The sequence below is a fragment of the Cellulomonas composti genome, from assembly GCF_007990245.1.
GTDB classification, from domain to species: Bacteria; Actinomycetota; Actinomycetes; order Actinomycetales; family Cellulomonadaceae; genus Cellulomonas; species Cellulomonas composti.
Map to the genome: position 1 here is coordinate 1 of NZ_BJWG01000021.1, position 23,764 is coordinate 23,764.

20 protein-coding genes and 2 pseudogenes are annotated in these 23,764 nt (G+C 73.1%); 10 read left to right on the forward strand and 12 right to left on the reverse strand.

What is annotated here, in order from left to right; translation table 11 throughout:
- Positions 1–742: universal stress protein (locus tag CCO02nite_RS15270; protein ID WP_146844038.1), on the reverse strand; the 742-nt coding region annotated here is incomplete at its 3' end.
- A gap of 201 nt (positions 743–943) precedes the next feature.
- Here CCO02nite_RS15270 and CCO02nite_RS15275 point away from each other — a divergent pair.
- Both CCO02nite_RS15275 and CCO02nite_RS15280 read left to right on the forward strand, forming a co-directional pair.
- The gene (locus tag CCO02nite_RS15275; protein WP_146844039.1) at positions 944–1,435 is read left to right on the forward strand and encodes a heme-degrading domain-containing protein; all 492 of its coding nucleotides are present in this window, start codon (positions 944–946) and stop codon (positions 1,433–1,435) included.
- Positions 1,432–1,740: a putative quinol monooxygenase gene (locus CCO02nite_RS15280; RefSeq protein WP_146844040.1), complete on the forward strand. Its 309-nt coding sequence runs from the start codon at positions 1,432–1,434 to the stop codon at positions 1,738–1,740. Before CCO02nite_RS15275 ends, CCO02nite_RS15280 begins: the two co-directional genes overlap by 4 nt.
- Positions 1,741–1,747: 7 nt before the next feature.
- On the opposite strand, the gene CCO02nite_RS15285 is transcribed toward CCO02nite_RS15280, so the two are convergent.
- Complete coding sequence (locus CCO02nite_RS15285; protein WP_146844041.1) at positions 1,748–2,212, reverse strand: hypothetical protein; 465 nt, start codon at positions 2,210–2,212, stop codon at positions 1,748–1,750.
- Positions 2,213–3,049: 837 nt separating this feature from the next.
- On the opposite strand from CCO02nite_RS15285, the gene CCO02nite_RS15290 reads away from it, so the two are divergent.
- A complete protein-coding gene (locus CCO02nite_RS15290) occupies positions 3,050–5,182 on the forward strand; it encodes an AHH domain-containing protein (protein ID WP_246117593.1) in 2,133 nt (710 codons plus the stop codon).
- A complete protein-coding gene (locus CCO02nite_RS15295) occupies positions 5,173–5,796 on the forward strand; it encodes a hypothetical protein (RefSeq protein ID WP_146844043.1) in 624 nt (207 codons plus the stop codon). The genes CCO02nite_RS15290 and CCO02nite_RS15295 overlap by 10 nt, the downstream gene beginning before the upstream one ends.
- A 133-nt stretch (positions 5,797–5,929) precedes the next feature.
- On the opposite strand, the gene CCO02nite_RS15820 is transcribed toward CCO02nite_RS15295, so the two are convergent.
- Positions 5,930–6,100: a hypothetical protein gene (locus CCO02nite_RS15820; protein ID WP_186812736.1), complete on the reverse strand. Its 171-nt coding sequence runs from the start codon at positions 6,098–6,100 to the stop codon at positions 5,930–5,932.
- 137 nt (positions 6,101–6,237) lie between these two features.
- On the opposite strand from CCO02nite_RS15820, the pseudogene CCO02nite_RS15300 reads away from it, so the two are divergent.
- Positions 6,238–6,831 (forward strand): annotated as a pseudogene (locus tag CCO02nite_RS15300) (IS30 family transposase); the annotation flags it as partial.
- Between the two features lie 169 nt (positions 6,832–7,000).
- Here CCO02nite_RS15300 and CCO02nite_RS15305 read toward each other — a convergent pair.
- The 3 genes from CCO02nite_RS15305 to CCO02nite_RS15315 form a co-directional block, all read right to left on the reverse strand.
- Complete coding sequence (locus CCO02nite_RS15305) at positions 7,001–7,975, reverse strand: siderophore-interacting protein (RefSeq protein ID WP_371862530.1); 975 nt, start codon at positions 7,973–7,975, stop codon at positions 7,001–7,003.
- Positions 7,976–8,066: 91 nt separating this feature from the next.
- Positions 8,067–9,224, reverse strand: a complete 1,158-nt coding sequence (locus tag CCO02nite_RS15310; RefSeq protein WP_146844044.1) for a VIT1/CCC1 transporter family protein — start codon at positions 9,222–9,224, stop codon at positions 8,067–8,069.
- Between the two features lie 126 nt (positions 9,225–9,350).
- A complete protein-coding gene (locus CCO02nite_RS15315) occupies positions 9,351–10,424 on the reverse strand; it encodes a Gfo/Idh/MocA family protein (RefSeq protein ID WP_146844045.1) in 1,074 nt (357 codons plus the stop codon).
- Positions 10,425–10,568: 144 nt separating this feature from the next.
- Between CCO02nite_RS15315 and CCO02nite_RS15320 the strand changes: the two genes are divergently transcribed.
- Positions 10,569–13,055, forward strand: coding sequence for a circularly permuted type 2 ATP-grasp protein (locus CCO02nite_RS15320; RefSeq protein ID WP_146844046.1), 2,487 nt, complete (start codon positions 10,569–10,571; stop codon positions 13,053–13,055).
- Positions 13,052–13,975, forward strand: a complete 924-nt coding sequence (locus CCO02nite_RS15325; RefSeq protein ID WP_146844047.1) for a transglutaminase family protein — start codon at positions 13,052–13,054, stop codon at positions 13,973–13,975. The genes CCO02nite_RS15320 and CCO02nite_RS15325 overlap by 4 nt, the downstream gene beginning before the upstream one ends.
- Before the next feature lie 41 nt (positions 13,976–14,016).
- Here CCO02nite_RS15325 and CCO02nite_RS15330 read toward each other — a convergent pair whose 3' ends face one another.
- Both CCO02nite_RS15330 and CCO02nite_RS15335 read right to left on the reverse strand, forming a co-directional pair.
- Positions 14,017–14,949 (reverse strand): hypothetical protein, encoded by a 933-nt coding sequence (locus tag CCO02nite_RS15330; protein ID WP_146844048.1) that lies wholly within the window; start codon positions 14,947–14,949, stop codon positions 14,017–14,019.
- Between the two features lie 171 nt (positions 14,950–15,120).
- Positions 15,121–15,648, reverse strand: a complete 528-nt coding sequence (locus tag CCO02nite_RS15335; RefSeq protein WP_146844049.1) for a DinB family protein — start codon at positions 15,646–15,648, stop codon at positions 15,121–15,123.
- Between the two features lie 132 nt (positions 15,649–15,780).
- Between CCO02nite_RS15335 and CCO02nite_RS15340 the strand changes: the two genes are divergently transcribed.
- Entirely contained in the window at positions 15,781–16,917 is a 1,137-nt protein-coding gene (locus CCO02nite_RS15340; protein ID WP_146844050.1) for a glycerol dehydrogenase, read from the forward strand.
- Between the two features lie 25 nt (positions 16,918–16,942).
- On the opposite strand, the gene CCO02nite_RS15345 is transcribed toward CCO02nite_RS15340, so the two are convergent.
- The 4 genes from CCO02nite_RS15345 to CCO02nite_RS15360 all read right to left on the reverse strand — a co-directional run bounded on the left by CCO02nite_RS15345 (position 16,943) and on the right by CCO02nite_RS15360 (position 21,237).
- Positions 16,943–17,362 (reverse strand): DUF779 domain-containing protein, encoded by a 420-nt coding sequence (locus CCO02nite_RS15345; protein ID WP_146844051.1) that lies wholly within the window; start codon positions 17,360–17,362, stop codon positions 16,943–16,945.
- A 116-nt stretch (positions 17,363–17,478) separates the two neighbouring features.
- On the reverse strand, positions 17,479–19,002 hold the full coding sequence (gene exaC, locus CCO02nite_RS15350) for an acetaldehyde dehydrogenase ExaC (protein ID WP_146844052.1): 1,524 nt from the start codon (positions 19,000–19,002) through the stop codon (positions 17,479–17,481).
- A 131-nt stretch (positions 19,003–19,133) separates the two neighbouring features.
- Complete coding sequence (locus tag CCO02nite_RS15355) at positions 19,134–19,895, reverse strand: deoxyribonuclease IV (protein WP_222593219.1); 762 nt, start codon at positions 19,893–19,895, stop codon at positions 19,134–19,136.
- 91 nt (positions 19,896–19,986) lie between these two features.
- Positions 19,987–21,237: a GAF domain-containing protein gene (locus CCO02nite_RS15360; RefSeq protein ID WP_246117592.1), complete on the reverse strand. Its 1,251-nt coding sequence runs from the start codon at positions 21,235–21,237 to the stop codon at positions 19,987–19,989.
- A 156-nt stretch (positions 21,238–21,393) separates the two neighbouring features.
- Between CCO02nite_RS15360 and CCO02nite_RS15365 the strand changes: the two are divergent.
- A pseudogene (locus CCO02nite_RS15365) lies at positions 21,394–21,975 on the forward strand (TetR/AcrR family transcriptional regulator); the annotation flags it as partial.
- 173 nt (positions 21,976–22,148) lie between these two features.
- Positions 22,149–23,426 (forward strand): methyltransferase domain-containing protein, encoded by a 1,278-nt coding sequence (locus CCO02nite_RS15370; RefSeq protein WP_146844055.1) that lies wholly within the window; start codon positions 22,149–22,151, stop codon positions 23,424–23,426.
- The last annotated feature ends 338 nt before the right edge of the window (positions 23,427–23,764 follow it).

The window sequence follows — 23,764 nt, forward strand, 5'->3', positions numbered from 1 at the left end:
GCAGGCCGCCGAGACCGCGCGTGCCGACGACGACCAGATCCGGTTCGAGCCGGTCGATCGTGCCGAGGATCGTCGGGCGCACGTCGAAGGCCGCGGACATGGGCACGGAGCCGACGAGCAGCGTCTGCACGTCCGCGGCGCCGACGGCCTCCAGCCGCGCGGCGACCGTGCGGACCCCGTCCTGCGCGTCGGCGTGCAGCGTGTCCACGCCGAGCACCGTGACGCGGGCGCCGCGCACAAGCGGCAGGGCGGCCAGCGCATCGACGGCCCCGAGCACGGACGGTGAGCCGTCGGAGCAGACCAGCACCTCACGCACGGGTCGCGTCGAGCGGACCACCGCGACCGGCCCGAGCGGCCGGTGCGCCGAGACGAGCCACTCCGCCGTGCTACCCAGGTGCAGGCGCTTGAGCAGACCGGGCCCGCGGTGTCCGACGACCAGCAGGTCCGCCGCGCCGAACGAGTCCAGCACCGCGCGCGGGTCGGCCTCGGCGAGCAGGTGCTCGACGCCGCCGTCGCGCCCGGGCAGCACCCGCAGTGGTGCGGGCTGCCACGCGTGCGGCGCGGAGCGGTCGGGCGGGACCACGCCGACCTCCGGCGGCCGCGCGGTCACCGCGGTCACCCGCCACCCGTCCCACGGCTGGGCCGCGACCCAGCCCCAGACGAAGGTCGAGGACTCGGTGCGGTCGTCGCCGACGACCAGCCAGGGTCGGTCGTCGTGCGGGGTGCGTGCGGTGGGGTCCATGCTGCGCTCCCGGGCAGTCGCGCCGCGGCAGTCGCCCGGCCGGCGACTTCAGGTCCGCGCGGGACTGCTCACCTCTTGTCTACGCCGCGGCCGACGCCGGGTCCAGGGCCCGACGTCCCGGCCCGTCCGGCCGGCGACCGCTGGACCCCACGACGGGCGAGGGACACGATGTCCGCACACCCGGCGCGACGAGGAGGACCGATGGTGGACGACGACAACGACCTGCGGACGCTGGTGGCCCGGCTGGAGGACGAGCAGTCCACGCTCGTGCTCGACCGGTTCACCAACGACGACGCGTGGACCGTGGGCTCCTGGCTGTGGCGCGCCGCCGTCGAGCGCGACCTGCCGATCGTCATCAGCATCCGCCGCGGCGAGCAGCGCCTGTTCTACGCGGCCCGCCCCGGGACGTCGTCGGACAACGACGCGTGGGTCGAGCGCAAGGAGCGGCTCGTGCGTCGCTTCGCTACCGCGTCCTACCTCGTCGGGCGACGACTGGCCCTCTCGGACCGCCCGCTCGCGGAGCTCGGGCTCGACCCGCTGCTGTACGCCCCGGACGGCGGGTGCGTGCCGGTGGTCGTCCGCGACGTCGGGATGGTCGCCACCGTGACCGTCTCGGGCCTGCGCCAGGGGGACGACCACGCGCTCGTCGTCGAGGCGCTCACCGCCCTGCGCCTGACCAGCGCGCCGTCGTGATCACGCTCTACCTGCGCGGACGGGTGCCGTCCGACCACCGCCCGCTCGAGGAGTTCCTGCGTCGTGCGCGCCTCGTCTACGACGAGCCTGCGGGCATCCGCACGCGCCTGCAGTGGAGCGAGGCCGACCCCACCCGCTTCGTCGAGATCGTCGAGTACCGCGACCGCGCGACGTACGACGCCGACCAGCGGCGCGTCGAGACCGACCCGCGCATGCGCGCCCTGCTCGCGGAGTGGCGCACCCTGCTCGACGGCCCGCCCGACGTCGAGGCCTACGAGGAGCACCCCCTCACCGACCCCGCCTGAGAAGCGATCACTTCCCGAGCACCAGCCGGACCGACGCAGCCGGCTCGGACTGGATCACCGCAAACGTCGTGGTCTCGTGCGAGGCCACGATCGCCGTCATGCCTCCGGCCGTGAGCCGCCTCCCGGCCATGAGCGTCGAACCGACGACCTGCACGGCGGCCGACTCGGGGACCGCGTCGTCCACGATCCGTGCGATCGCTCGCATCGAGTCCTTCGACGCGCTCGCCCCGAGCGCCCGCTCCAGGAGCGCACCGAGGACGAGCTCATGGACGAGTACGTCGGCGTCCTCTCGCCGTGGCCGCGAGTGCGTCTCGACAGCCACCCCGTCGAGCCCCTCCCACCGCCGGATCGAGACCTGGTCGCCGCCAGGCTCGTCGTCCTCGGCCAACGTGTCCTCGACGAGTGTGAGCCCGGGAGCATCACCGCTCACGTGCTCGATCGCCTCCACTCGCAGCGTCGGTGTACCGCTCATCCCAGATTGCCCCTTCAGCTCCGCGTGGCACGGTCCCCGCCAAACCGTCGCCACCACGTCCGCGACACGACTCTGACAGGCGTCTGCGGCAGGCGCCCCGCCTCGTCACGATTGACGAGGCCTGCTCTTCTCCGGAATCTCGCGCGCATCTCCGGGATCCGTCCTCCGGAGCTTCGCCGTGTCGGTGGCTCCTCGCGCTCCTTTCCATGACGCCCAGATCCGCGGCGATCCCCGCGACCGTGGCAGTCGGCGCCGAGCGATACAGCTCGACAGCATCGCGGCGGAACTCCGCCGGGTACGTCCTCCTCGCCATGAGCGAGTCTTCTCGCGTCTCCGAGCCAGATTCGAAATCACCCGTGTCCACCTCACGGGGTCAAGCCCCTACATACGCATCCAGCTGAGCTCGCCGGGGTCAAGCACGACCCTGGCGACGAACGGTGTCGCCGTAAGTCGCCGACGGCTCAGGTGAGGCCTTCTCCAACAACCATGACACGGATGCGTCGACGAGCGCGATCGAGCTGTCGATGCTGCTCGATCGCGTCGTCCATGGGTCAAGGGTGGCGCGGCCGGCCGATCGACGTCTCGAAGGCGCGGCACGGGTGGTGGGTGCGGGAGGTGGGGCGGTGCGGGGTGCAGGGGGCGAAGAGTTCTGACCAATCGGGCGTCTGGTCTCGACCTGATCCCTCGTCGCAGGTGACTCCTGCGCCCGCCGGATGACTGGGCCAAACCGGTGACACACGCTCGTGCGGAACCCGGCCAGGGCGCACCGGCGACTACGTTGGGCGCGTTGCAGGGGGCAAACGTGTTCCCTCCCAAGGAACCGAAGGCGTGAAGCTCATGAGATGGAGCTCGACGAGAGGAAGACGCCGCACCGTGGCGGCGGTACTGACCGTCTTGCTCAGCACATCAGTGCTCGTGACCACCGTCGCGACACCAGCCTCCGCCTGTCCGCCGCAGATGAGCGGCTGCAACACGGTCTCGGGAATGCTGGTCTGGGAAGCGTCAGAGGCAATGGCCGCCTCACCAACAGTCGCAACGGCGGCAACAGCCACCGGAGTTAGCGGCATCTCGCTTAGCCAGGTCGCGGGCCAGACAGGATCCGCGATCGCTGGCACAGCAGCTGGGGTTGCGCTCGGCGGTTGGGTAGAGGGCAAGCTGACCACTGCGCCTGGTGGACCGGAAGGGCTCGAGGGTCTCGTCTCTCTGGCTGGATGGTCGCCACGGAGCTTCTACACCTACTTCAAGCCGGTCGCTGCGGTGCGAATTGCGGGGGTGGACGTCCACTACGGCGGATCAGATCCGTATATGTCGCAGAAGGTGCCGTCGATGTCCATCACGTGGAATGTCGGCGTCGAGAATTGGGGAGAAGGCTCGTCGGGCGGCGGACAGTTCTTGTTTACTGAACGCTGCGTACGGCTCTCTGATGGCGCGGTTGCTTACCGAGACGCGTACAACACGGGAGGCTCATCGCTCTCCATCGTGTCGTACCCAGCGAGCAACACTTTCAAGCTTGACCAGCCTGACGGCCCGACGGTGAACACGAAGGCCGTGACGTGCCCGACAGGATACGGCTTTGACGAACTGGTAATGAGCCGGAACGACGCAGGGCTCCCAAAGGCCACATCGGACGCAACGCGGGATGCGCTGATCAATGCCGGGCTCGGCATCATCTACCGCACCCCTGCAAACCCCAAGTACCAGGCGGCGAGCACAGAAGGACGCGTCACAACGCGAGTGAAGTGCATCGATGCATCGGGGACGCTCAACGATTTCAACGCTTCGGTGGTTGTCCGGCTACGCGGTAACGACTCGATCGACCTACCATCGCTCACCTGTCCTGCCGGATCGGTCGTCGCGCGATTCGGTGCGGACTGGACACCGCTCGGTGGAACTCCCGGCCTCTGGCCGTACCAGCCGATCATCCCAGAGACAGATACGCCAACTTGGGTCTGGGACATTCCGACGAAGTACCCCGACTGCATCGCAGGCGGCTGTGTACTTGAATTGTTTGAGCGCGACGGGAACGCCGTCGAGTCTTGCGGGGAACTCGCTGCGGAGTGTTTCTACTGGTATGTGTCTGCGAGTCGCGAAGACAGTTTTGAGTGCCACTGGGGTCCGTACCGCGTGAACCTCGAGTACTGCTCCGTCTTTCGGGATCCCGGTCGCATCCTGCCGAACGCCACGATCGGGCCGGATGGGACCGTCGAGGAGACGCCGTGGCCCCCCCTGGAGCCGGACTCGGGTGTGGCGATCTCGCTGGTCAACCAAGTTGCGCAACGCTACGGAGACGACGCTTGCAGCGCACTCGCAGAGTCTGCGCGAAATAGCCTTCCGGGCGTCGCTGTGCCCGATTTCGCCACGGTTTGCACGGCGAGCGGTGCAGTAAACGCTCTGTGGTTCGCGCGCGGCAGCAACGTCGACGCGGGTCCACTCGACATCGTCGAGTTGCTCGTTGGCGCCGCCGAGGGGCCAACGCTCACCGACCTGCAACCGGAATGCGAGCAGTTCGCAGAGGACGGCACGTGCATCGAAGGCGACGCCGTGCCAGAACCCGAGCCGGCCCCCGACCCGGCGGGCGGCGCGATTAAGCCGCCAAACAACTGCCTTGACGACAAGGCTCGGCAGATTCTTGAGGAGTCGATGCCCATCGAGGGTCACCACATGGCGACTAAGTACGGACTGTTCGGCCAGAAGTTTGGCGCGCTCTTCATGAAGTACGGGCTGGATATCAATAGCAGTGTCAACGTATACAGCATCCGGCACCGGGGTCCTCACCCGTGGAACTATCACAATTGGGTCGAGGTGAATATGCGTCTCGCGGATCGGGCCGCTAGCGAGGCACCAACAGACCAGCAGGCAGCGGTGTTTGAGGCGCTCTTCCGAGAGTACGTCGTCGAGCCCGTGCAGAGCGACTCCACCATCGTTCGAGCGGCGTACTGGAAGTGTCGGGATGAGTACAGATGGCGTTGACGAGAGCGGCAGACGTCGCGGAGTACTTCGAGTTCACTAACCGCGAGACCGGCGACGGCCGCGACGCACCACTCGCCTCGCGGGTTCCGGACAGTCTCTCTGCCCTGCTCGCGAGGCCGGGACGGGTCGAGCTCGAGGAGCCGCTGGTCTGGACGTGGGTGAACCCGGACAACCCTCCCGGCGACGTGCTGACCACGATCGACTCGGTGCGGCTGGTCAGCCCGGTCGTCCAGCAGATCTTCGTCGAGCACCTCGGGCCCGCCGACGAGATCCAATGGATCGCTGCCGAGCTGGAGCTGCCCGACGGCACACGGTTGCCGCAGTGGGTGCCGCATTTCCCCGTCCTCCACGACCTGCTGTCCGACGAGGGAACCGACTGGGCGGGCAACGGTGTCCCGATGCGCTACGCCTACTCCCGCGCCAAGCTCACCGGGCACCACGTGAGCGTCTACTCGACCCGGGCCGTCACGCTGGAGGTGCGCGGGATCGGACCGATCTCGATTCCGGCAGCCACGGCGTCGGATACGTACGTGGTCTCGGCGGCGGTCGTCGACGCGATGCGAGAAGCAGACGTCACCGGTGCGCTCGTCATGGTCGCGCGGCTGATGCCCTGAGTGCGGGCTCAGATCCTCGCCTGAGCGCGGTGACTTCGGGACCGGAGCTTGACCTCCGTCAGCACGCGAGCCCCCTCCCCACTTCTTCCTTCGGAGCGGTTCGGGGGGCTCGTCGTCGTTCTTCGCGGGACAGTCAGTCGCCCAGGCCAGTGGTGGGCTGGGTCCAGCCGGCGGCCTCGCGCATGCGGAGGCTGCGGTCGCGGTACGGGTTGAGGTCGCTCGTGTGCGAGACGCGGCTCGTCAGGGCGAACTGGGCGACGCCGCGCAGGTCCGCGTCGTCGGACGCCGACAGCTGCAGGTACACCGCCTCCCACATTGTCGATGGCACCGTCGTCGTAGGACAGGCCAGCGAGCGTCGAACAGGCTTCCGCGTCCGTAGCGCTCAGTGCCGGGCCCCGACGGGCCGCTGCACGGCTGCACCACTGTCAGGGACTCCACTCCCGGCGGCTGTCCACCGGGCGTACCGCGCGCAAGCCCCACAGTCGTGCCCAGCGCGCAGCGCGGGGGCCGTTCGCGGACGCGTTGCAGATCGGCCAACGCCCCCCGCAGGTCGCCGACCGGGCCGTGCCTGGGCACTGGGAAGGCGACCTGATCGTCGGGGCGGGCACCCGGTCGGCGATCGGGACCCTCGTCGAGCGCAGCACCCGGTTCGTGATCCTGCTGCACCTGCCCGGCCCCCGCACCGCCGAAGCTGTCGCCGACGCGATGATCGCGCAGATGTCCGACCTGCCGGCGCACCTGCGCCGCTCGATCACCTGGGACCGCGGCAGCGAGATGGCTGCCTACGACCGCATCCAGCTGGACCTGCAGGCGCCGGTCTACTTCGCCGACCCCTACTCACCTTGGCAGCGCGGCTCGAACGAGAACACCAACCGCCTCCTGAGGTTCTGGTTCACCAAGGGCAGCGATCTGTCGACCTGGACCAACGACGACATCCGCCGAGTCCAGGACACCCTCAACGCCCGACCCCGACCCACCCTCGACCTACGCACCCCTGCCCAAGCCCTCAACGACTACCTCACCACCGCCGCCTGACCAGCACCGTTGCTACGACCCCTTGACGACGACCTAGCTCCCAAGGCGAGATTCCGGAGATGTCGCGCTCAGGCCGGCCAGGCTCCGGACCTACGGAGCCGTCACCCGTCGACCTCCGGCGATGACGCACAGTTTCCGGGACTGGGCGGGCCTCGTCACGATGCAGCGGTCAGTTGTTCTCCGCGCGGCCGTGGCGCCAGTAGCCCATGAAGGCGACGGCCTTGCGGTCGATGCCGCGCTCGGTGACGAGGTGGCGGCGCAGGCCGCGGATGACGGCGGACTCGCCGGCCAGCCACGCGTAGACGGGGGCGGCGTCGCGCATCGGGGACTGGGTCTCGTGGTCCACCGGCACCTCCCACACGTCGTCGTCGCCGTTGTAGGCCCACGGCACCTCGACGAGGTCCTCGCCCGGGTTCTCGGGCAGGACGCGGGCGGCGGCCTCGCGCACGGCGGGGTCCAGCAGCGCGCCGTGCGGGGCGCCGTCGCGGCCCAGCCAGCGGACGGTCACGCCGGCGGGGGCCGTGAGCTCGAGCCGGTCCGCGGAGTGCGGCATCTCGACGAGCGCCTCGCCGCGCGCGTCGGCGGGCAGCCGCTCGAGGATGTTGGCGATGGCCGGCAGGGCGGTCTCGTCGCCCGCGATGAGGAACTGCTCGGTGCGCAGCGGCGGGACGAAGTCGACGCCGCCGTGCGGGCCGGTCGCGTCCGCGTTGGGGCCGAGGACGACGAGCTCGTCGCCGATCGTCGCCGACGACGCCCACCGCGAGGCGGGGCCGTGGTCGCCGTGCAGGACGATGTCCACGTCGAGCTCGCGGGACTGCTGGCGCACGTAGCGGGCGGTGTAGGTGCGGATGGGGTGGCGGCGGTCGTCGGGAAGCTCGCGCCAGCGGCCGTACCAGTCGCCGGACGCCGTGAGGTCGAGCAGCTCGGCGTAGCCGCAGTCCAGCGGCAGGAAGAACTTGATCCGCTGGTCGAAGCCGTTGTCCGCGAACCGGTCCAGGTCCGCCCCGGTGAACGTCACGCGCAGGACGCTCGGGCACAGGCGCTGCAGCGCGCCGACCGTGACCGCGAACGTGCGGAACGTCGGGACGGGCTCGGGGGTCACGTCGTCGGTCACGGGCGCCTGCTCGGCGGAGGTCGCGGTCACGTGACGACTGTATGCAGGCAAGGCTTACCTCACAAGACCGGGTGGCGCAGACCACACGTCCGACGAGCGAGCGCACCGCGCCCCGGCGGCCTCACGCGACGGTGGAGCCGAACGCCAGGCCCAGCAGGTACGTCGCCGCGGCGGCGCCCCACCCGATCGCGAGCTGGCGCAGCGCGCGGCGCGCGGGCGACGCCCCGGACAGCAGGCCGACCGTCGCGCCGGTCGCGAGCAGCGCGAGCCCGACGAGGCCGGCGGCCCAGGCCACCGCCGCGGGGCCGTCGAGACCCAGCAGGTAGGGCAGCACCGGCACGGCGGCGCCGGTCGCGAAGAAGCAGAAGCTCGCGACCGCGGCGCCCAGCGCGGTGCCGATCGTCTCGTGCTCCCGCGGCGCCTCGGCAGCCTCGTCGGGCGCCACCGCGGCCTCGTCGGAACCAGGCTGCTCGGCCGACGCGACCGCCGCGTCGTCGGGCAGGGCGGCGAACGCGTCGCCCGTCAGGCGTTCGAGCGAGCCGAGGACGGCGCTCGCGCGCGCGGCGGCGTCCTCGGGCGCCATGCCCCGCGCGCGGTAGACCAGCGCGAGCTCGTTGGCGTCGACGTCGAGGTGCGGCAGCGCGGCACGCGCGTGCGGGCCGGGCCGCGACGCCTGCAGCAGCTCGAGCTGCGAGCGCACGGAGACGTACTCACCGGCGCCCATCGACAGCGCGCCCGCGAGCAGGCCCGCGAGACCGCTGAACAGCACGAGCGAGCGCGACGCGCCGGTCGCGCCCATGCCCAGCACGAGCGCGAGGTTGGAGACCAGGCCGTCGTTGGCGCCGAACACCGCGGCGCGGAACGTGCCGGACATCCGGTTGCGGCCGCGGGTCGCCAGGCCGCGCACGACCTCCTCGTGGATGCGCTCGTCGGCGGCCATCTGCGGGGTCGCGTCCGCGTCCTCGTCGTACGACGAACGCGCCTCGGCGCGCTGCGCGAGCGCGAGGACGAACACGGACCCGAACCGCCGGGCGAGCCAGCCGAGCACCCGGGTGCGCACGTCGCCGCGCAACGGCCTGCCCGTGTCCTCGCCCAGCAGGTCGAGCCAGTGCTGCTCGTGTCGGCGCTCCGCCTCGGCCAGGGCGAGCAGGATCGCCTGCTCCTCGCCGGTGCGGCGGGACGCGAGGTCACGGTAGACGGCGGCCTCGGCGCGCTCGTCGGCGAGGTACTGGCGCCAGCGGCGGATCTGCGCGGGGGTGCGCTGCTCGGTGGAGGTCACCGGTCCATGGTGGCAGCCGCGGATCGGGCAAATTGGGCATCCTTCGGAGTTCGCCGAACCGAATCCGCAGGTCCGAACGTCCGCCGCGGTACTGCCCGGTCGACCGTCACGGACGCCGGACGGTCGTCACGCCCAGGGCGCCGCCGGGGTGGTGACCGCCTCGCCGGTGCGCTGGGCCGCCTCGATCGCGAGCCCGACGAGGTGGTCGTGGCAGCCCTCGGCGAGCGGGTACGGCTCCGGCCCGTCGCCGTGCAGCCAGTCGGCGCACGCGGCGAGCAGCCCCGCGACCGCGAGGTCGTCGTCGGCCAGCCGCGCGCCGTGGAACTCGTTGCGGTAGACCACGCGCCCGTCGAGGCTCAGGTGCTCGAGGTCGAACCCGTCGAGGTTCTGCTCAAGCCCGGACACGCGCCGCACGATCGACGACGAGACGACGGTCCGCTCGCCGGCGTACCGGGTGACGGTGTCGTCGACGATCTCGCCGAGCGAGCCGCGCACGACGATCCGGTTGGTGCGCAGCGGGTTGTGCCACTGGTTGTCGCTGAAGTCGTACAACGCGCCCAGGCCGCCGCCGAGGTCGAGCGTCGCGAGCACGTTCCACCGCTCGCGCGGCTCGGTCTCGCCCGTCCAGCCGTCGCGGCCGACGGGGTCGAGCAGCGGCGCGGTGAAGGTCGTGGCGCGCACGGTGACCTGCCCGCGGCCCGCCCGCAGCAGGCGCCGGATCAGGCCGACCGCGTGGTACAGATGGGTCGACGAGATCTGTACAGAGGTTGCGCGGCCGATCAGGCCGTCGTCGACCGCGTGGATCCGGGCCGTGTGCGCGGGCATGAACGGGCTGTGCTCGGCCACCTGGACGAGCCCGCTCGCGCCGACGTCGGCCCACAGCGCGAACAGCCCCTCGGCGTCCGGGGCCGGCGGCGTCTCGGCGAGCACCGGCACGCCCGCCGCGACCAGCTCGCGCGTGGCGTCCGGCGTCACCGGCCAGGGCACGGCCACGACGACCAGCTCGGGCGCCAGCGCCACCAGCTCACCGATCGTCGCGACGGTCCGCACGCCCCAGTCGGCCCCGACCTGCGCGCGACGCTCGTCGGACCGCGAGACCAGCGCGGCCACCTCGAACCGGTCGGGCATGAGCCGCGCCATCCGCGCGAAGAACTCCGCGCGCCACCCGCTCCCGACGATCCCGAACCGCAACGGCGCCACACCGACCTCCTCGTCGCGCGGTCACCCGACCGCACCGCCGAGCCTACGACCGGCGCCCCCACCAGGGTCTCGCGGTTGGCCTGGTCGGGCGTTCAGGGCGCGTGCACGTGGCCGGGCGGGTCGTTCGTGGGCCAGACTCGGCGGGTGACCGACCTGCTCTCCGTGCGCGCCGCCTCCGCGGGCACGCCCGACACCGGGTCGGCACTGGGCCTGCTTCCGGTCACGCCCGACGAGCTCGCGCACGCGTCCGACGAGGGTGCGCGGCTGCTCGCCGAGCACGGCGTCACGTACGGCACCGGCGTGTCGGGGCCTCGGCCGTGGCGGCTCGACCCTGACCCGATGGTGCTCGACGAGGCGGAGTGGACGGGCCTGGCAGCCGGGCTCGAGCAACGCGCGAGCCTTCTCGACGAGGTGCTGCGCGACCTGTACGGCCCCCGCCGGCTGCTGTCCGAGGGGTTGCTGCCGCCCGCGGCGATCCTGTCCGACCCCGCACTGCTGCGCGCCGCGCACGGGCTGCGGCTGCCGGGCAGCCGCGACCTCGTGCTCGCCGCGACCGACCTGGTGCGCGGGCCGGACGGCGCGTGGGCGGTGGTCGACGACCGCACGCAGGCCCCGTCCGGGGCGGGGTACGCGATGGAGGGCCGGCGGATCGTCGCGCAGGTGCTCGCGTCCGCCTACCGCCAGGCGCCGATCCAGCGGTTGGGCCCGTTCTTCCGTGCGCTGCGGCACGCGCTGCACGCGTCCGCGCCGCCGTCCGACGACGAGCCCGCGGTGGTGCTGCTGTCACCGGGGCCCGGCAGCGAGACGGCGTTCGACCAGGCGTACCTCGCGTCGATGCTCGGGCTGCCGCTCGTCGAGGGCTCGGACCTCGTCGTGCGCGAGGGGCGGCTGTGGCTGCGCGCTCTCGACGGCCTCGAACCCGTCGACGTGGTGCTGCGGCGCGTCGACGACGCGTGGTGCGACCCGCTCGAGCTGCTCGCGGGCTCGCGCCTCGGCGTGCCGGGGCTCGTGCACGCGGTCCGGCAGGGCTCCGCGACGATCGTCAACCCGCTCGGCGCGGGCATCCTCGAGAACCCCGCGCTGCTCGCCGCGCTGCCCCGGATCGCGCGCGCGGTGCTCGGCGAGGACCTCGGCCTGCCCGCCGCGCCGACCTGGTGGTGCGGCGACGACGACCAGCGCCGCGCGGTCCTCGACCGGCTGGACCGGCTCGTCGTGCTGCCCGTCGCGCGCTCGTCGGGCTCCGCTGGTGCGAGCGCCGCCGTCGCGGGCTGGACGCTGTCCGACGAGGCACGCGGGGAGCTCGCGGCGCGCATCGAGGCCGAGCCGTGGCGCTGGGCGGCGCAGGAGCCGTGGGGCCGCGACCTCGACGCGGCGCACGCGCGGCCGGCGACGACGCTGCGCACGTTCGCCGTCCCGGAGGCCGACGGCGGCTACCTCGTGATGGCGGGCGGGCTCGCGCGCCTGTCCGGCCGGCCCGACGACGACTCCGCCTGGCGCAACGACGCCCGCGACGTGTGGGTGCTGCAGGGCGAGCTGGACGCCGCCGAGGCCGTCGACGAGCCGGTGCCGAGCCGCTCGCCCGTGCGCTCGATGCCGCCGCGCGTCGCCGAGAACATGTTCTGGCTCGGCCGCTACGCGGAGCGGGCCGGCCAGGTGGTCCGCGCGCTGCGCGTCGTCGCCGACCGGTACGACGACTACCACGCGCGCCCGCACTCCCCCGGCGGCCGGGCCCTGGCCGTCGCGCTCGAGGGCCTCCTGCGCGACCCGGCCGCACCGCCGACGGCGCCTGGCGAGTCGTCGGGTCCGCGCCCGTCGCTGCGCGACCTGGCGCTCGACGCGAACGTCGAGGGGTCGGTCGCGCAGTCCGTGCAGGCGCTGGCCGCATCGGCCGCGGCGGTCCGCGACCAGCTCTCGACCGACACGTTCGGGCCGATCTCGCGCATGGAGCGCGCGCTGCGCGAGGAGCGTCGGGTCGTGCGCCGCACGGGCGTCGACGCGCCCGACGCCCCGCCGGCCGCGCTCACGCAGGGTCTGCGCGGCCTGCTCGACCGCCTGCTCGAGAGCCTGTACGCGATCGCCGGCATCGCGGCCGAGGGGCTGGTGCGCGACGACGGCTGGAACCTGCTCGATGCGGGCCGCCGCCTCGAACGCGCGCAGCACCTCACCTCCTCGCTGCTCGGCACTCTCGCCGACGTGCAGCCGCCGGGCGTCGAGACGCACGTGCTGGAGTCCGTGCTGCTCGCGCACGAGTCCGCGATCACCGCGCGACGGCGCTACCAGGGCGGTCCGGGCGTCGTCGGCGTCGTCGAGCTGCTCGTGCTCGACCCGGACAACCCGCGCTCGCTCGTCGCGGCGATCGGCCAGCTCCGCGCGGACCTCGCCGGCGTCGCCCGGCCGCCCGGGGTTGGCACCGACCAGCGCGACCGGCTGCTGGCCGACGTCGCGGACCTGCTGGCCGAGCTCGACCCCGCCGCCGCGGTCGTGCCGGGTGCCGACGGTCGCCGCCGCAGGCTCGTCGAGACGCTCGAGTCCCTGCAGTGGCGCCTGCTCGCGGTCGCCGACGAGATCGAGCGCGCGCACTTCGTGCGACCCGGGCCGTCCTACTCGATGCAGGACGGGTGGGGCGCATGAGCCGCGCGTACGACCTGGTGCACCGCACCACCTACGAGTACGACGAGCCGGTCACCGACTCCTACGGCCGCGCGACGCTGACCCCACGGCATGCCCCCGGCCAGCACGTCGACGAGGTCGAGCTCGTCGTCGAGCCCACGCCCGGCGACCTCGCGTCGCACACCGACTGGTACGGCAACACCTCGACGTACTTCGGTGTCACGACCGAGCACTCGCGGCTCGTCGTGACCGCGCGCTCGCGCGTGACCGTCTCGCGCGAGGCGCCCGACCCGACGACGCTGCCGCGCCGTGCGTGGGACGACGTCGCGGCCGCGCTCGCGGCGGGTGACGGCCAGGCGCTGGGCGCCGACCCGGACGCGATGGTCGCGCTGCACGAGGCGGTGCTGCCGTCGCTGCACGTGACCTTCGCGGGTGAGGTGCGGGAGTGGGCGGCGCCGAGCTTCCGGCCCGGCCGGCCGCTGGGCGAGCTCGTCGTCGACCTGGCCTCACGCATCCACGACGAGCTGGAGTACCGCACCGGCTCGACGACCGTGCACACCACCCAGGTGCAGCTCCTCGCGCAGCGCGCGGGCGTGTGCCAGGACTTCGCGCACCTCATGCTCGCCGCGCTGCGGCTGCACGGCGTGCCCGCCCGTTACGTCAGCGGCTACCTGGAGACCCGGCCCGCACCGGGGCGGGCCAAGCTGCGCGGCGCGGACGCGTCGCACGCCTGGGTGTCCGTGTGGCTGCCGGGCCTGGGCTGGGTGGACGTGGACCCGACGAACGACCAGCTCGTCGACGAGCGCTACGTCGTGCTCGGCTGGGGCCGCGACTACCACGACGTCCCCCCGCTGCGCGGCGTGATCTTCTCCGAGGGCTCCGGCGCACGCCCGCACGTGCAGGTCGACATGGTCCCGGTCGGGGCGCCGCGCTTCGAGTGAGGCGCAACGCCCGCCGGGCGGGGTCAGGCCGTTTCGTGGGGTCAGGCCGTCGGGCGGGATCGTCGGACCAGGTCGTCGGGCGAGACGACGAAACCACCCGCGTCGACGACCGTCCCCTCGACCGCCCGCTGCAGCGCGGTCGCCACGCGCGCCAGCATCGGCGCGACCCGGTCGCGCGCGATCACGTGCAGCCGCGACGGCTGCTCGCTGCCCAGCTCGTCGGGATCGATCGGACGCCAGCGCACGCGGTACGCCCACGGCCCCGACGCGCGCCAGTCGATCGTCGTGAGCACCACCGGGAGCGTCGTCGAGCGCGCGAGCGTGACGACCACCTGGCCGTCGTACTCGAACGTCGCCGTCAGCCTGCACGGCACGGGCGCCGACCCCGTCGACTCCCCCACCTCCGGCGCGCCGACGCGCGCTCCCACCATCGCCGGGCGCACGACCGCGACGAGGTCCGCGGGGGTCAGCGGCACCGCCGACCACAGCGTCAGGTCGACGCCCTGGCCCGGGTCGGGGACGAGCACGCTCGCGCGGTCCGCGGGTACGACGAGGCCGCGCGTGCGCCGGGCCGTGGCGACCAGCCACCCCGAGACCCGCCGGGAGACGGCGTCGGTGGGGGCCGGCTCGTCGACCCGCACGCTCGTCGGGTCCGCGGTGCCGTACAGGTCCCACCCGCCAGGCGGCAGCCCGCGCGCATGCGCCTCGTCCGCCGCGACGGGCAGGGGCCCGACGAGCGCGGCGGCCTCGTCGAGGCGCATCGCGCCCGGCCGCACCGGCCCGGCGTCCACCACGACCCCGCGGAACCTCGCGCCGGTGGGCATCGCCGGCGCGGGCTCCGGCGCGGCCGGCTCGCGTGTCCAGCCGGGGTCGACGAACCACGCCCGGGCCAGCCCCAGCACGTCGGCGCCCGCCGGCACGGCGAGCACGTGCCGGCCGTCGAGGTCGGTGGGCAGCACGGCGACGGTCTCCATGCCTTCGCACGCTAGCCAGCGCGTGCTACGCCCGTGTGACGGGCAGGTTCCAGCCGGCGCTCGTCGTTCGTCCACAACTCGTCCGACTTGTCCACATCCCCGCGCGCTGGGCTACCCACCCTTGTGCACAACTCTGTGGACCACTCCCGCCCGCACGCCCGGCCGGACGCGTCAGGAGTGGACGTCGTGCAGGTGGTGGACGACGTCGTGCAGGAAGTACTGGCCGAGCGTGCGGACCGTGAACACCGAGCCGTTCGAGCGGCGGCCCGTGCGCTCCCAGGCGTCGGCCGGCACGGCGTCGAAGCGGTCGGCGGTGTGCTCGCCCGCCGCGATCAGCTCGTCCGCGACGACGGACGGGTCCTGCAGGTCGTAGCGGCTCTCGCGGGCCGCCGCGTCCTGGTCCCAGTTCGCGAACGCCGGATCGTCGTGCTCGAGCATGAGGTCGAGGCGCTCGCCGAAGATGCGGAAGACGTCGCGGACGTGCGCGCCGTACTCGAGCGTCGACCAGACCGTCGGCGCGGGCCGCTCGCGCGCGTCCTGCCGGTGCAGCGCCGACACGTAGCGCGGCACGAGGTCCCGCACGGTCGCGCCGATCTGGAGCGGGTCGACGTCGGCGGCGGTGAACCCGCACTCCGGGCAGCGCTCGCCCAGCACCCAGGTCCAGTCCTTGTCGTCGGGCACGATCGGGTCGCTCGTCATGTCCGCACGGTAGCAACGGACAGGGACCGAAGTCCTCGCTGGACGCGCCGGCGACGAGCACACGATGGACATGGCGTCCCGGCGCCGGGACGTCCACGCCGTACCTCGGCGCGACTGTCGGGAGGAGACCCCATGTCCACCGTTCACGTCCTCGCCAGCCCGTCCCGCTACGTCCAGGGGAAGGACGCGCTCGCCACGCTCGGCCCGCGGCTCGCCGAGCTCGGGGCCGCGCCGCTCCTCGTCGCCGACGACGTCGTGTGGTCGATCGTCGGGCCCGCGGTCTCGACGAGCCTCGCCGGCGTCGGCACGTCCGTCGTCCGCGAGCCGTTCGGCACGTACGCGACCGTCGCCGCGGTCGACTCGCTCGTCGAGAACATCCGCGCGGGCGGTCACGACGTCGTCGTCGGCATCGGCGGCGGCTCGACGATCGACGCCGTGAAGGCCGCCGGGCACCTCGCTCAGATCCGGTGGGTGAGCATCCCCACGGCCGCGTCCTCGGACGCCCCGACGTCCGCGCTGTCCGTGATCTACACCGACGACGGCGCGTTCCTCGAGTACCGGTTCTTCCCGAAGAACCCCGACCTCGTCCTGATCGACACCCAGGTGGTCGCGAACGCACCGGTCGCGTTCCTCGTCGGCGGCATCGGCGACGCGCTCGCGACGTGGGTGGAGGCGCGCGCGGTCGCGCGGGGTACCGGCACGACGATGGCGGGCGGGCGGCCCACGCACACCGGGACCGCGCTCGCGCGGCTGTGCTGGGACCTGCTGTGGGAGAACTCGTTGCAGGCCCTGGACGCCGTCCGCGCGAAGACCGTGACGCCGGCGCTCGAGGCGGTCGTCGAGGCCAACACGCTGCTGTCCGGGCTCGGCTTCGAGTCGGGTGGCCTCGCCGCCGCCCACGCGATCCACAACGGGCTCACGTCCGCGCCGCAGACGCACGGTCTCACGCACGGGCAGAAGGTCAACATCGGCACGCTCACGCAGCTCGTGCTGGAGGGCGCGCCGGCCCAGGAGGTCGAGGACTTCGTCGTGTTCACCACGAAGGTCGGTCTGCCCAACACGCTGACGGAGATCGGCCTCTCGACCGACAGCCCGGAGCTGGCGGCGGTCGCCGCGGCCGCGACCGTCGAAGGCGAGACCATCCACGCGATGCCGTTCCCGGTCACGCCGGACATGCTCGTCGACGCGCTGCGCACGATCGAGGGTCTGTCCCGCCGCGTGCGCGCCGCGCACGGGCTGCCGGAGCCGGTGCTCTACGTGCACGCCTGACGGGCTCCGGGCTGACGCCGCCGGGTCAGACGACCCCGGCGGCGTGCAGCTCGGTGTACTCCTCGTCGGTCAGCAGGCGCGAGCGGATGAGGAACCGCACCCCCTCCGGCGCCTCGAGGCTGAACCCCGCGCCGCGGCCCTTGACCACGTCGATCGTCAGGTGCGTGTGCTTCCAGTACTCGTACTGGGCCTTGGTCATCCACACCGGCACGGTGACCGGGCCCGTCTCGTCGTCGCCGATGTCGAGGTCGCCCAGGTGCTCGTCGACGTCCCCGGTGAGGAACTCGCCCGCCGGGTAGCACATGGGCGACGAGCCGTCGCAGCAGCCGCCGGACTGGTGGAACATGAGCTCGCCGTGCTGCGCGCGCAACGAACGCAGCAGATCGGCTGCGGCGGGCGTCACCGCCACCCGCTCGACCTCGGTGCCGGGCTCGATGGTCGTCATGGCCGCGCTCCTTCCGGTCTCTCGGGCAGGTGTCGCTCGTTCCAGCATGCGCCGACGACAGGCCCCGCGCGAGCGCCCGGGAGCGCCCGCGCGGGACCGTCGTCGCCGCAGGTCGGTCAGAAGAAGCCGAGCTTGGTGCCCGAGTAGCTGACCAGGAGGTTCTTGGTCTGCTGGTAGTGGTCGAGCATCATCTTGTGGTTCTCGCGGCCGACGCCCGAGCCCTTGTAGCCACCGAACGCCGCCGCTGCCGGGTAGGCGTGGTAGCAGTTCGTCCAGACGCGGCCCGCCTGGATGTCCCGGCCCGCGTGGTAGGCCTTCGCCTGCTCGCGCGTCCACACGCCGGCGCCCAGGCCGTAGAGCGTGTCGTTGGCGATCGTGATCGCGTCGTCGTAGTCGCTGAAGCTGGTCACCGCGACCACGGGCCCGAAGATCTCCTCCTGGAAGATCCGCATCGAGTTCTTGCCCTCGAAGATCGTCGGCGTGACGTAGTAGCCGTCGGCCAGGTCGCCGTCGAGGTGCGCGCGCTCGCCGCCCGTGAGGACCTTGGCGCCCTCGGCCTTGCCGATGTCGATGTAGGACAGGATCTTCTCGAGCTGGTCGTTGGACGCCTGCGCGCCGATCATCGTGTCGGTGTCGAGCGGGTTGCCCTGCTTGATCGCCTTCGTGCGGTCGATCGCGTCGGCGAGGAAGCCGTCGTAGATCGACTCCTGGATGAGCGCGCGCGACGGGCACGTGCAGACCTCGCCCTGGTTCAGCGCGAACATCGCGAAGCCCTCGAGCGCCTTGTCGTAGTACGCGTCCTTCTCGCGCGCGACGTCGTCGAAGAAGATGTTCGGGCTCTTGCCGCCCAGCTCGAGCGTCACCGGGATGATGTTCTGGCTCGCGTACTGCATGATCAGGCGGCCCGTCGTGGTCTCGCCCGTGAACGCGATCTTGCGGATCCGCGGCGACGACGCGAGCGGCTTGCCCGCCTCGACCCCGAACCCGTTGACCACGTTGACGACGCCCGGCGGCAGCAGGTCCGCGATGAGCTCCATGAGGAACAGGATCGACGCGGGCGTCTGCTCGGCCGGCTTGAGCACCACGGTGTTGCCCGCCGCGAGCGCCGGCGCCAGCTTCCACGTGGCCATGAGGATCGGGAAGTTCCACGGGATGATCTGCCCGACGACGCCGAGCGGCTCGTGGAAGTGGTACGCGATCGTCGTCTCGTCGATCTCCGAGATCGAACCCTCCTGCGCCCGGACCGCGCCCGCGAAGTAGCGGAAGTGGTCGACCGCGAGCGGGATGTCGGCCGCGAGCGTCTCGCGTACCGGCTTGCCGTTCTCCCACGCCTCGGCGACCGCGATCATCTCGAGGTTCTGCTCGATGCGGTCGGCGATCTTGTTGAGGATCAGCGCCCGCTCCGTCGCGGTGGTCTTGCCCCACGCACGCGCCGCACCGTGCGCGGCGTCCAGCGCGCGCTCGATGTCGTCGGCGTCGCCGCGCGCGACCTCCGTGAAGGTGTGCCCGGTGACCGGGCTGGGGTTCTCGAAGTAGCGGCCGGCCTTCGGGGCGACGTACTCGCCGCCGATCCAGTGGTCGTAGCGCTCGCGATAGGTGGCCGGGCTTCCGGGCTTGCCGGGTGCTGCGTAGACGGTCATACGTCTGGCTCCCTTCGGGTGCACGGGCGCCGTGGACGCAGGCGCCCGGGCGCGGCCTCGTCGCCGCGCTCACCGCGACGTTAGGCACGGCAGGGTTGCACCACCGTTGCAGCACCGCCGGCCAGAGCCGCCTACGAGGTCAGAGCGGCGCGCAGGTAGGCGATGTCGGCGGCCTGGCCCTCGGCCGGGGTCTCGACGAGGGCGTCGCAGCCCGCCTCGCGGACGACGTGCGCCAGCAGCTCGGGCGGGATCGTGCCGTCGGCGAAGCTCGCGTGCCGGTCGCGGCTCGAGCCCGCCTCGTCGCGCGAGCTGTTGGCGTGCACCAGGTCGATGCGGCCCGTGATCGCGCGCACCTGGTCCACGACGTTCTCCAGGTCGAGCCCCGACGCCCACGCGTGGCACGTGTCCAGGCAGAAGCCCACGTCGTACTGCCCGATCGCGTCCCAGAGCAGCGCGATGCGGTCCAGCGTGCGGGCGCACGCGTTGTCGCCGCCGGCGGTGTTCTCGACGAGCACGCGCACGGGGAACGTGGCGCGCTCGAACGTCTTGCGCCAGTTGTCCGCGCCGACCGCGACGTCGTCGCCCTCGCCGACGTGCCCGCCGTGCACGACGAGCCCGCGAGCGCCCAGCCCGGCCGCCGCGGCGCTGTGCTGCGCGATCATGTTGCGGCTCGGGATCCTGATGCGGTTGTTGGTCGACGCGACGTTGACCAGGTACGGCGCGTGCACGTAGACGCCGAGCCCGCTGGCCAGGATCGCGTCGGCGTCCGGGCGCGGCACCGGCTTCTTCCAGCTCTGCGGGTCCGCCAGGAACACCTGCACGCAGTCGGCCCCGACCTCGGCGGCGATCGCCACCGGGTCGTCGCCGCGCGCGTGCGCACCGATCAGCACCAACGTCCCCACCCCTTCGTCCGACGTCACCGACCGTAGGCGAGGGCACCCACACGCGCCCGACGAGCGCGCTCGTCGGGACCGCCCGGGGTGGTCAGCCGGTGGACGCGCGGCGCGGGCCCAGGCTCAGGTCGAGCCGCGCGAGGTGCGCGTGCGCGCGCAGGTTCGTCGCGCTGCCCGGCGCGGTCGCGTCCGCGAGCGCCTGCCAGGCCTGCCAGTCCTCGTCGCCCTCGTCGGACGCAGCCCAGCGCACGAGCACGGCCGGGTCATGGGACGCCAGGACCGCGGCGCGCAGCTCGTCGGAGACCGCCTCCCGGACCCGGGCGACGCCCGGCGCGAGCGAACGCGGCAGCACCGGGCCGCCGTAGGCCGTGATCGCCTGCGTCACGTCGCCGAGCGCGAGCGCGTCGCGCACGCCGTCGACGTCGGTGCGCAGCCGCTGCGTCAGCCGGTACGGGCGGGACTCGGTCAGCAACGGGCCGACGATCCGACGCAGCCGGGACACCTCGGCGCGCACGGTCACTGCGGACAGCTCGGACTCGGAGAGCAGGACCGCCAGCTCGTCGGCGGTCAGGCCCGCCGGGTGCTCCGCCAGCAGCAGGACGATCTCCGCGTGCCGCCGCGAGAGCCGCACGGGGTTGCCGTCGAGCACGACGACGCCGCCCTGGCTGCCCAGCACACGCAGCACGGGCGCCGGCGGCCCGACGGGCGCGCTCGTCGGGAGCGCGGGAAGTGACGCCTCGATCGCGCTGGCCGTCGCACGGACCAGGCGCATCGCGATCCCCGTGCCCACCACCGGCCCGCCCGTGAGGTCCAGGACGCCGAGCACGCGGCCGGCGGTGTCGTGCACCGGGACCGCGGCACAGCTGAACGACTGCACGGGCCGCGCCCAGTGCTCCGAGCCGACGACCTGCACCTCACGGTTCGTCGCGAGCGCCGTCCCGGGCGCATTGGTGCCGGCGCAGTCCTCGCTCCACACCGCGCCCTCGACGAACCCCACCGACCCGACGGCCTTGCGCACGTGCGCGTCGCCCTCCACCCACAGCAGCCGCCCGCTCGCGTCCGTGAGCGCCGCGACCCACTGCGGCTCGCCGTCCAGGAGCAGGCGCCGCACCACCGGGAGCACGCCCGCGAGCGGGGTGTCGCGCCGCAGGCCGGCCAGGTCGTTCGCCGAGAGCTCGACGCGCGGCGCCGGGTGCTCGGGGTCGACGCCGCTGCGGCGGGAGCGCCGCCAGGAGTCCGCGACGATGCGGCGCACCCGCAGCGGCGTACGACCGGTAGCGACGAACGCGTCCTGCGCGGCGCGCACGTCGGTGGGCCGCACTGCGGCCGTCTCGGTCGACACGCACACCTCCGCCGGGGATCGACGCGGTCGTCGTCGACCGCGGTGCCGTGCGTCCGAGTCTAAGGACCAAAGTCCCATTTCGGCAGGGGAGGGCGAGTGCGGACCGGTCTGGCGGCACCCGACGGAGTTGCTGACGTTCTGTGTCAGACTGTCAGCATGCCCAAGATCATCGGCGGGTCCCTGCACGAGCACCGCGAGCAGACCCGGCAGCGCCTGTTCGAGGCCCTGGCCCGCCTCATGGCCGAGCGCGGGTTCGACGCGATCACGCTCGCCGAGATCGCCGGCGAGGCCGGCGTCGGCCGCACGGCGGTCTACAACCACTTCGCCGACAAGGAGGCGCTCCTCCTCGGGTTCATCACGCACGAGACCGAGGAGTACGCCCGCTCGCTGCAGCGCCTGCTCGACGACACGGCCGACCCGGTCGAGCAGCTGCGCACCTACGTGCGTGCGCAGGCCAGCCTCGTGCGGCAGTACCACGTCGCGCCCGGGCCGGAGCTGCGCTCCGTGCTCTCGCGGGCGACCCAGCAGCGCGTGCGTGAGCACGCCGGCATCGTCGAGCAGGTGCTGCGCGACATCCTCTCCGCCGGGATCGCCTCGGGCGCCTTCCCCGAGCAGGACCTCGACGTCACCGTGCCGCTGGTCAACGCGTGCCTGTCCGGGCGCGGGCTGCCGGAGGACGGCGCCGAGCGCGAGCGTGCGGTCGCCCAGACGGAGTCGTTCGTGCTGCGGGCCGTGGGCGTCGACGCGTCGGTCGTCGGGCGTGCGTCCGACGAGCCCGACGAGACCGCCCCGACCGACCCGGCCGGCCCCGCCGGACCCGGGCGCGGTGCCGCGTTCGGGTGCCCCGTGCACGCGGGCGGCGCGCCGGTCGTCGGCGAGGCCGCTGCGGCGGCCGTCGCCGTCGGGGCCTGATGGCGCGCGAGCGCCGCGACCCCCGCCCCACCGGCACGTCCCGCACCGGCACGTCCCGCACCGGCACGCCTCGTACCGGCGCGCCTCGAGGCGGCACGTCACGCGCCGGCGGGCCGTCCCGGCAGCAGCCCTCGTCCGGCCGGAACCAGCCGCGCCCGACGACACCGCCCGCCCCGACGACCCGGATCGAGCTCACCTTCCTGCCCGGACTCGGTGACGTCCTTCGCGACGAGGTCGCGCGCGTGCTGTCCCCCGCCCGACCCGCCACCCCCGTGCCGGGTCGCGACGACGCGCTCGTCGTGACGCTCACCGGGCCGGTCGGCACGGTCCTGGCCGACGTGCGGCGGCTGCGCACCGCAGTCGCGGCCTTCGTCTGGCTGCACTTCGACGTGCCGCGCCCGCGTTCGCTGGTCAGCGGCGATCACCTCGCCCGCATCGTCGACGCGGTCTACGCATCCCTGCGGGCCGCGGGCTCGTCGTCGTTCCGGTTCGAGGCCGCGGGCGCGGACTCGGCCGTCTTCGCGCGGCTCGCCGACGAGCTGCGCCGCGCGACCGGCCTCGCCTACGACCCCGAGCACGGCGAGCTCGTCGTCAAGGTCCGCCGCGGCACCGCGCGAGGCGTCGAGCAGAGGGCCAACCAGGGGGCCGCGCGGGAGGTCGACCCCGGCTGGGACGTGCTCGTGCGGATCGGCCCGCGGCCGCTGTCCGCGCGCACCTGGCGCGTCGCGGATTTCCCCGGCGCAGCCAACGCGACGATCGCCGCCGCGATGGTCGCACTCGCCGGACCGCGCGACGACGAACGCGTCCTCAACCTCATGTGCGGCTCCGGGACGCTGCTCGTGGAGCGCCTTCTCGCGGCCGGTGCGGCCCAGGCCGTCGGCGTCGACGTCGCGCCGGACGCGCTCGACGCCGCCGCCCGCAACGTCGAGGCGGCCGGCCTCTCCCGGCGCGTCACGCTGCTCACGGCCGACGCGCTCGCCCCCGACTCCTGGCTCCCCGCAGCCGGCGGCGCCGGCTTCGACCTCGTGCTCGCCGACCCACCGTGGGGCGCGTTGCACGGCTCGCACGACGACGCCGAGCGGGTGCACACCGGCCTGCTCCGGGCCGCGCACGACGTGACGGCACCCGGCGCCCGTCTCGTCGTGCTCACGCACGAGGTCAAGGTGATGGAACGCTGCGTCCGCGCCGCCGACGCCCTGTGGCGCGCGCCCCAACCGCCCGTGCGCGTCTACGCCAAGGGCCACCACCCCCGCATCTGGCTCCTCCACCACCTCTGACCCACCCCCGGCCCCCGCGGTTCCCGGACACCGCTCGCTGCAGCCCTGAATGCAGATCCCGGCGGCCCAACCCCGCCAGCCCTGCACCCATCCCTGCACCCACCCGCCAAAGCCGGCCCCGACCCCCAGCGGCTCCCGGACACCGCTCGCTGCAGCCATGAATGCAGATCTCGGCGGCCCGACCCCGCAAACCCTGCACCCATCCCTGCACTCACCACCCAAAGCCATCCCCGCCCCCCGCGACCCGCAACCACGCCGCACCACCAACAACCGGGACACCCCGCGGCTCCCGGACACCAGCAGCCACCGAACACCCCCGGCTCCCGGACCCCCGCGGC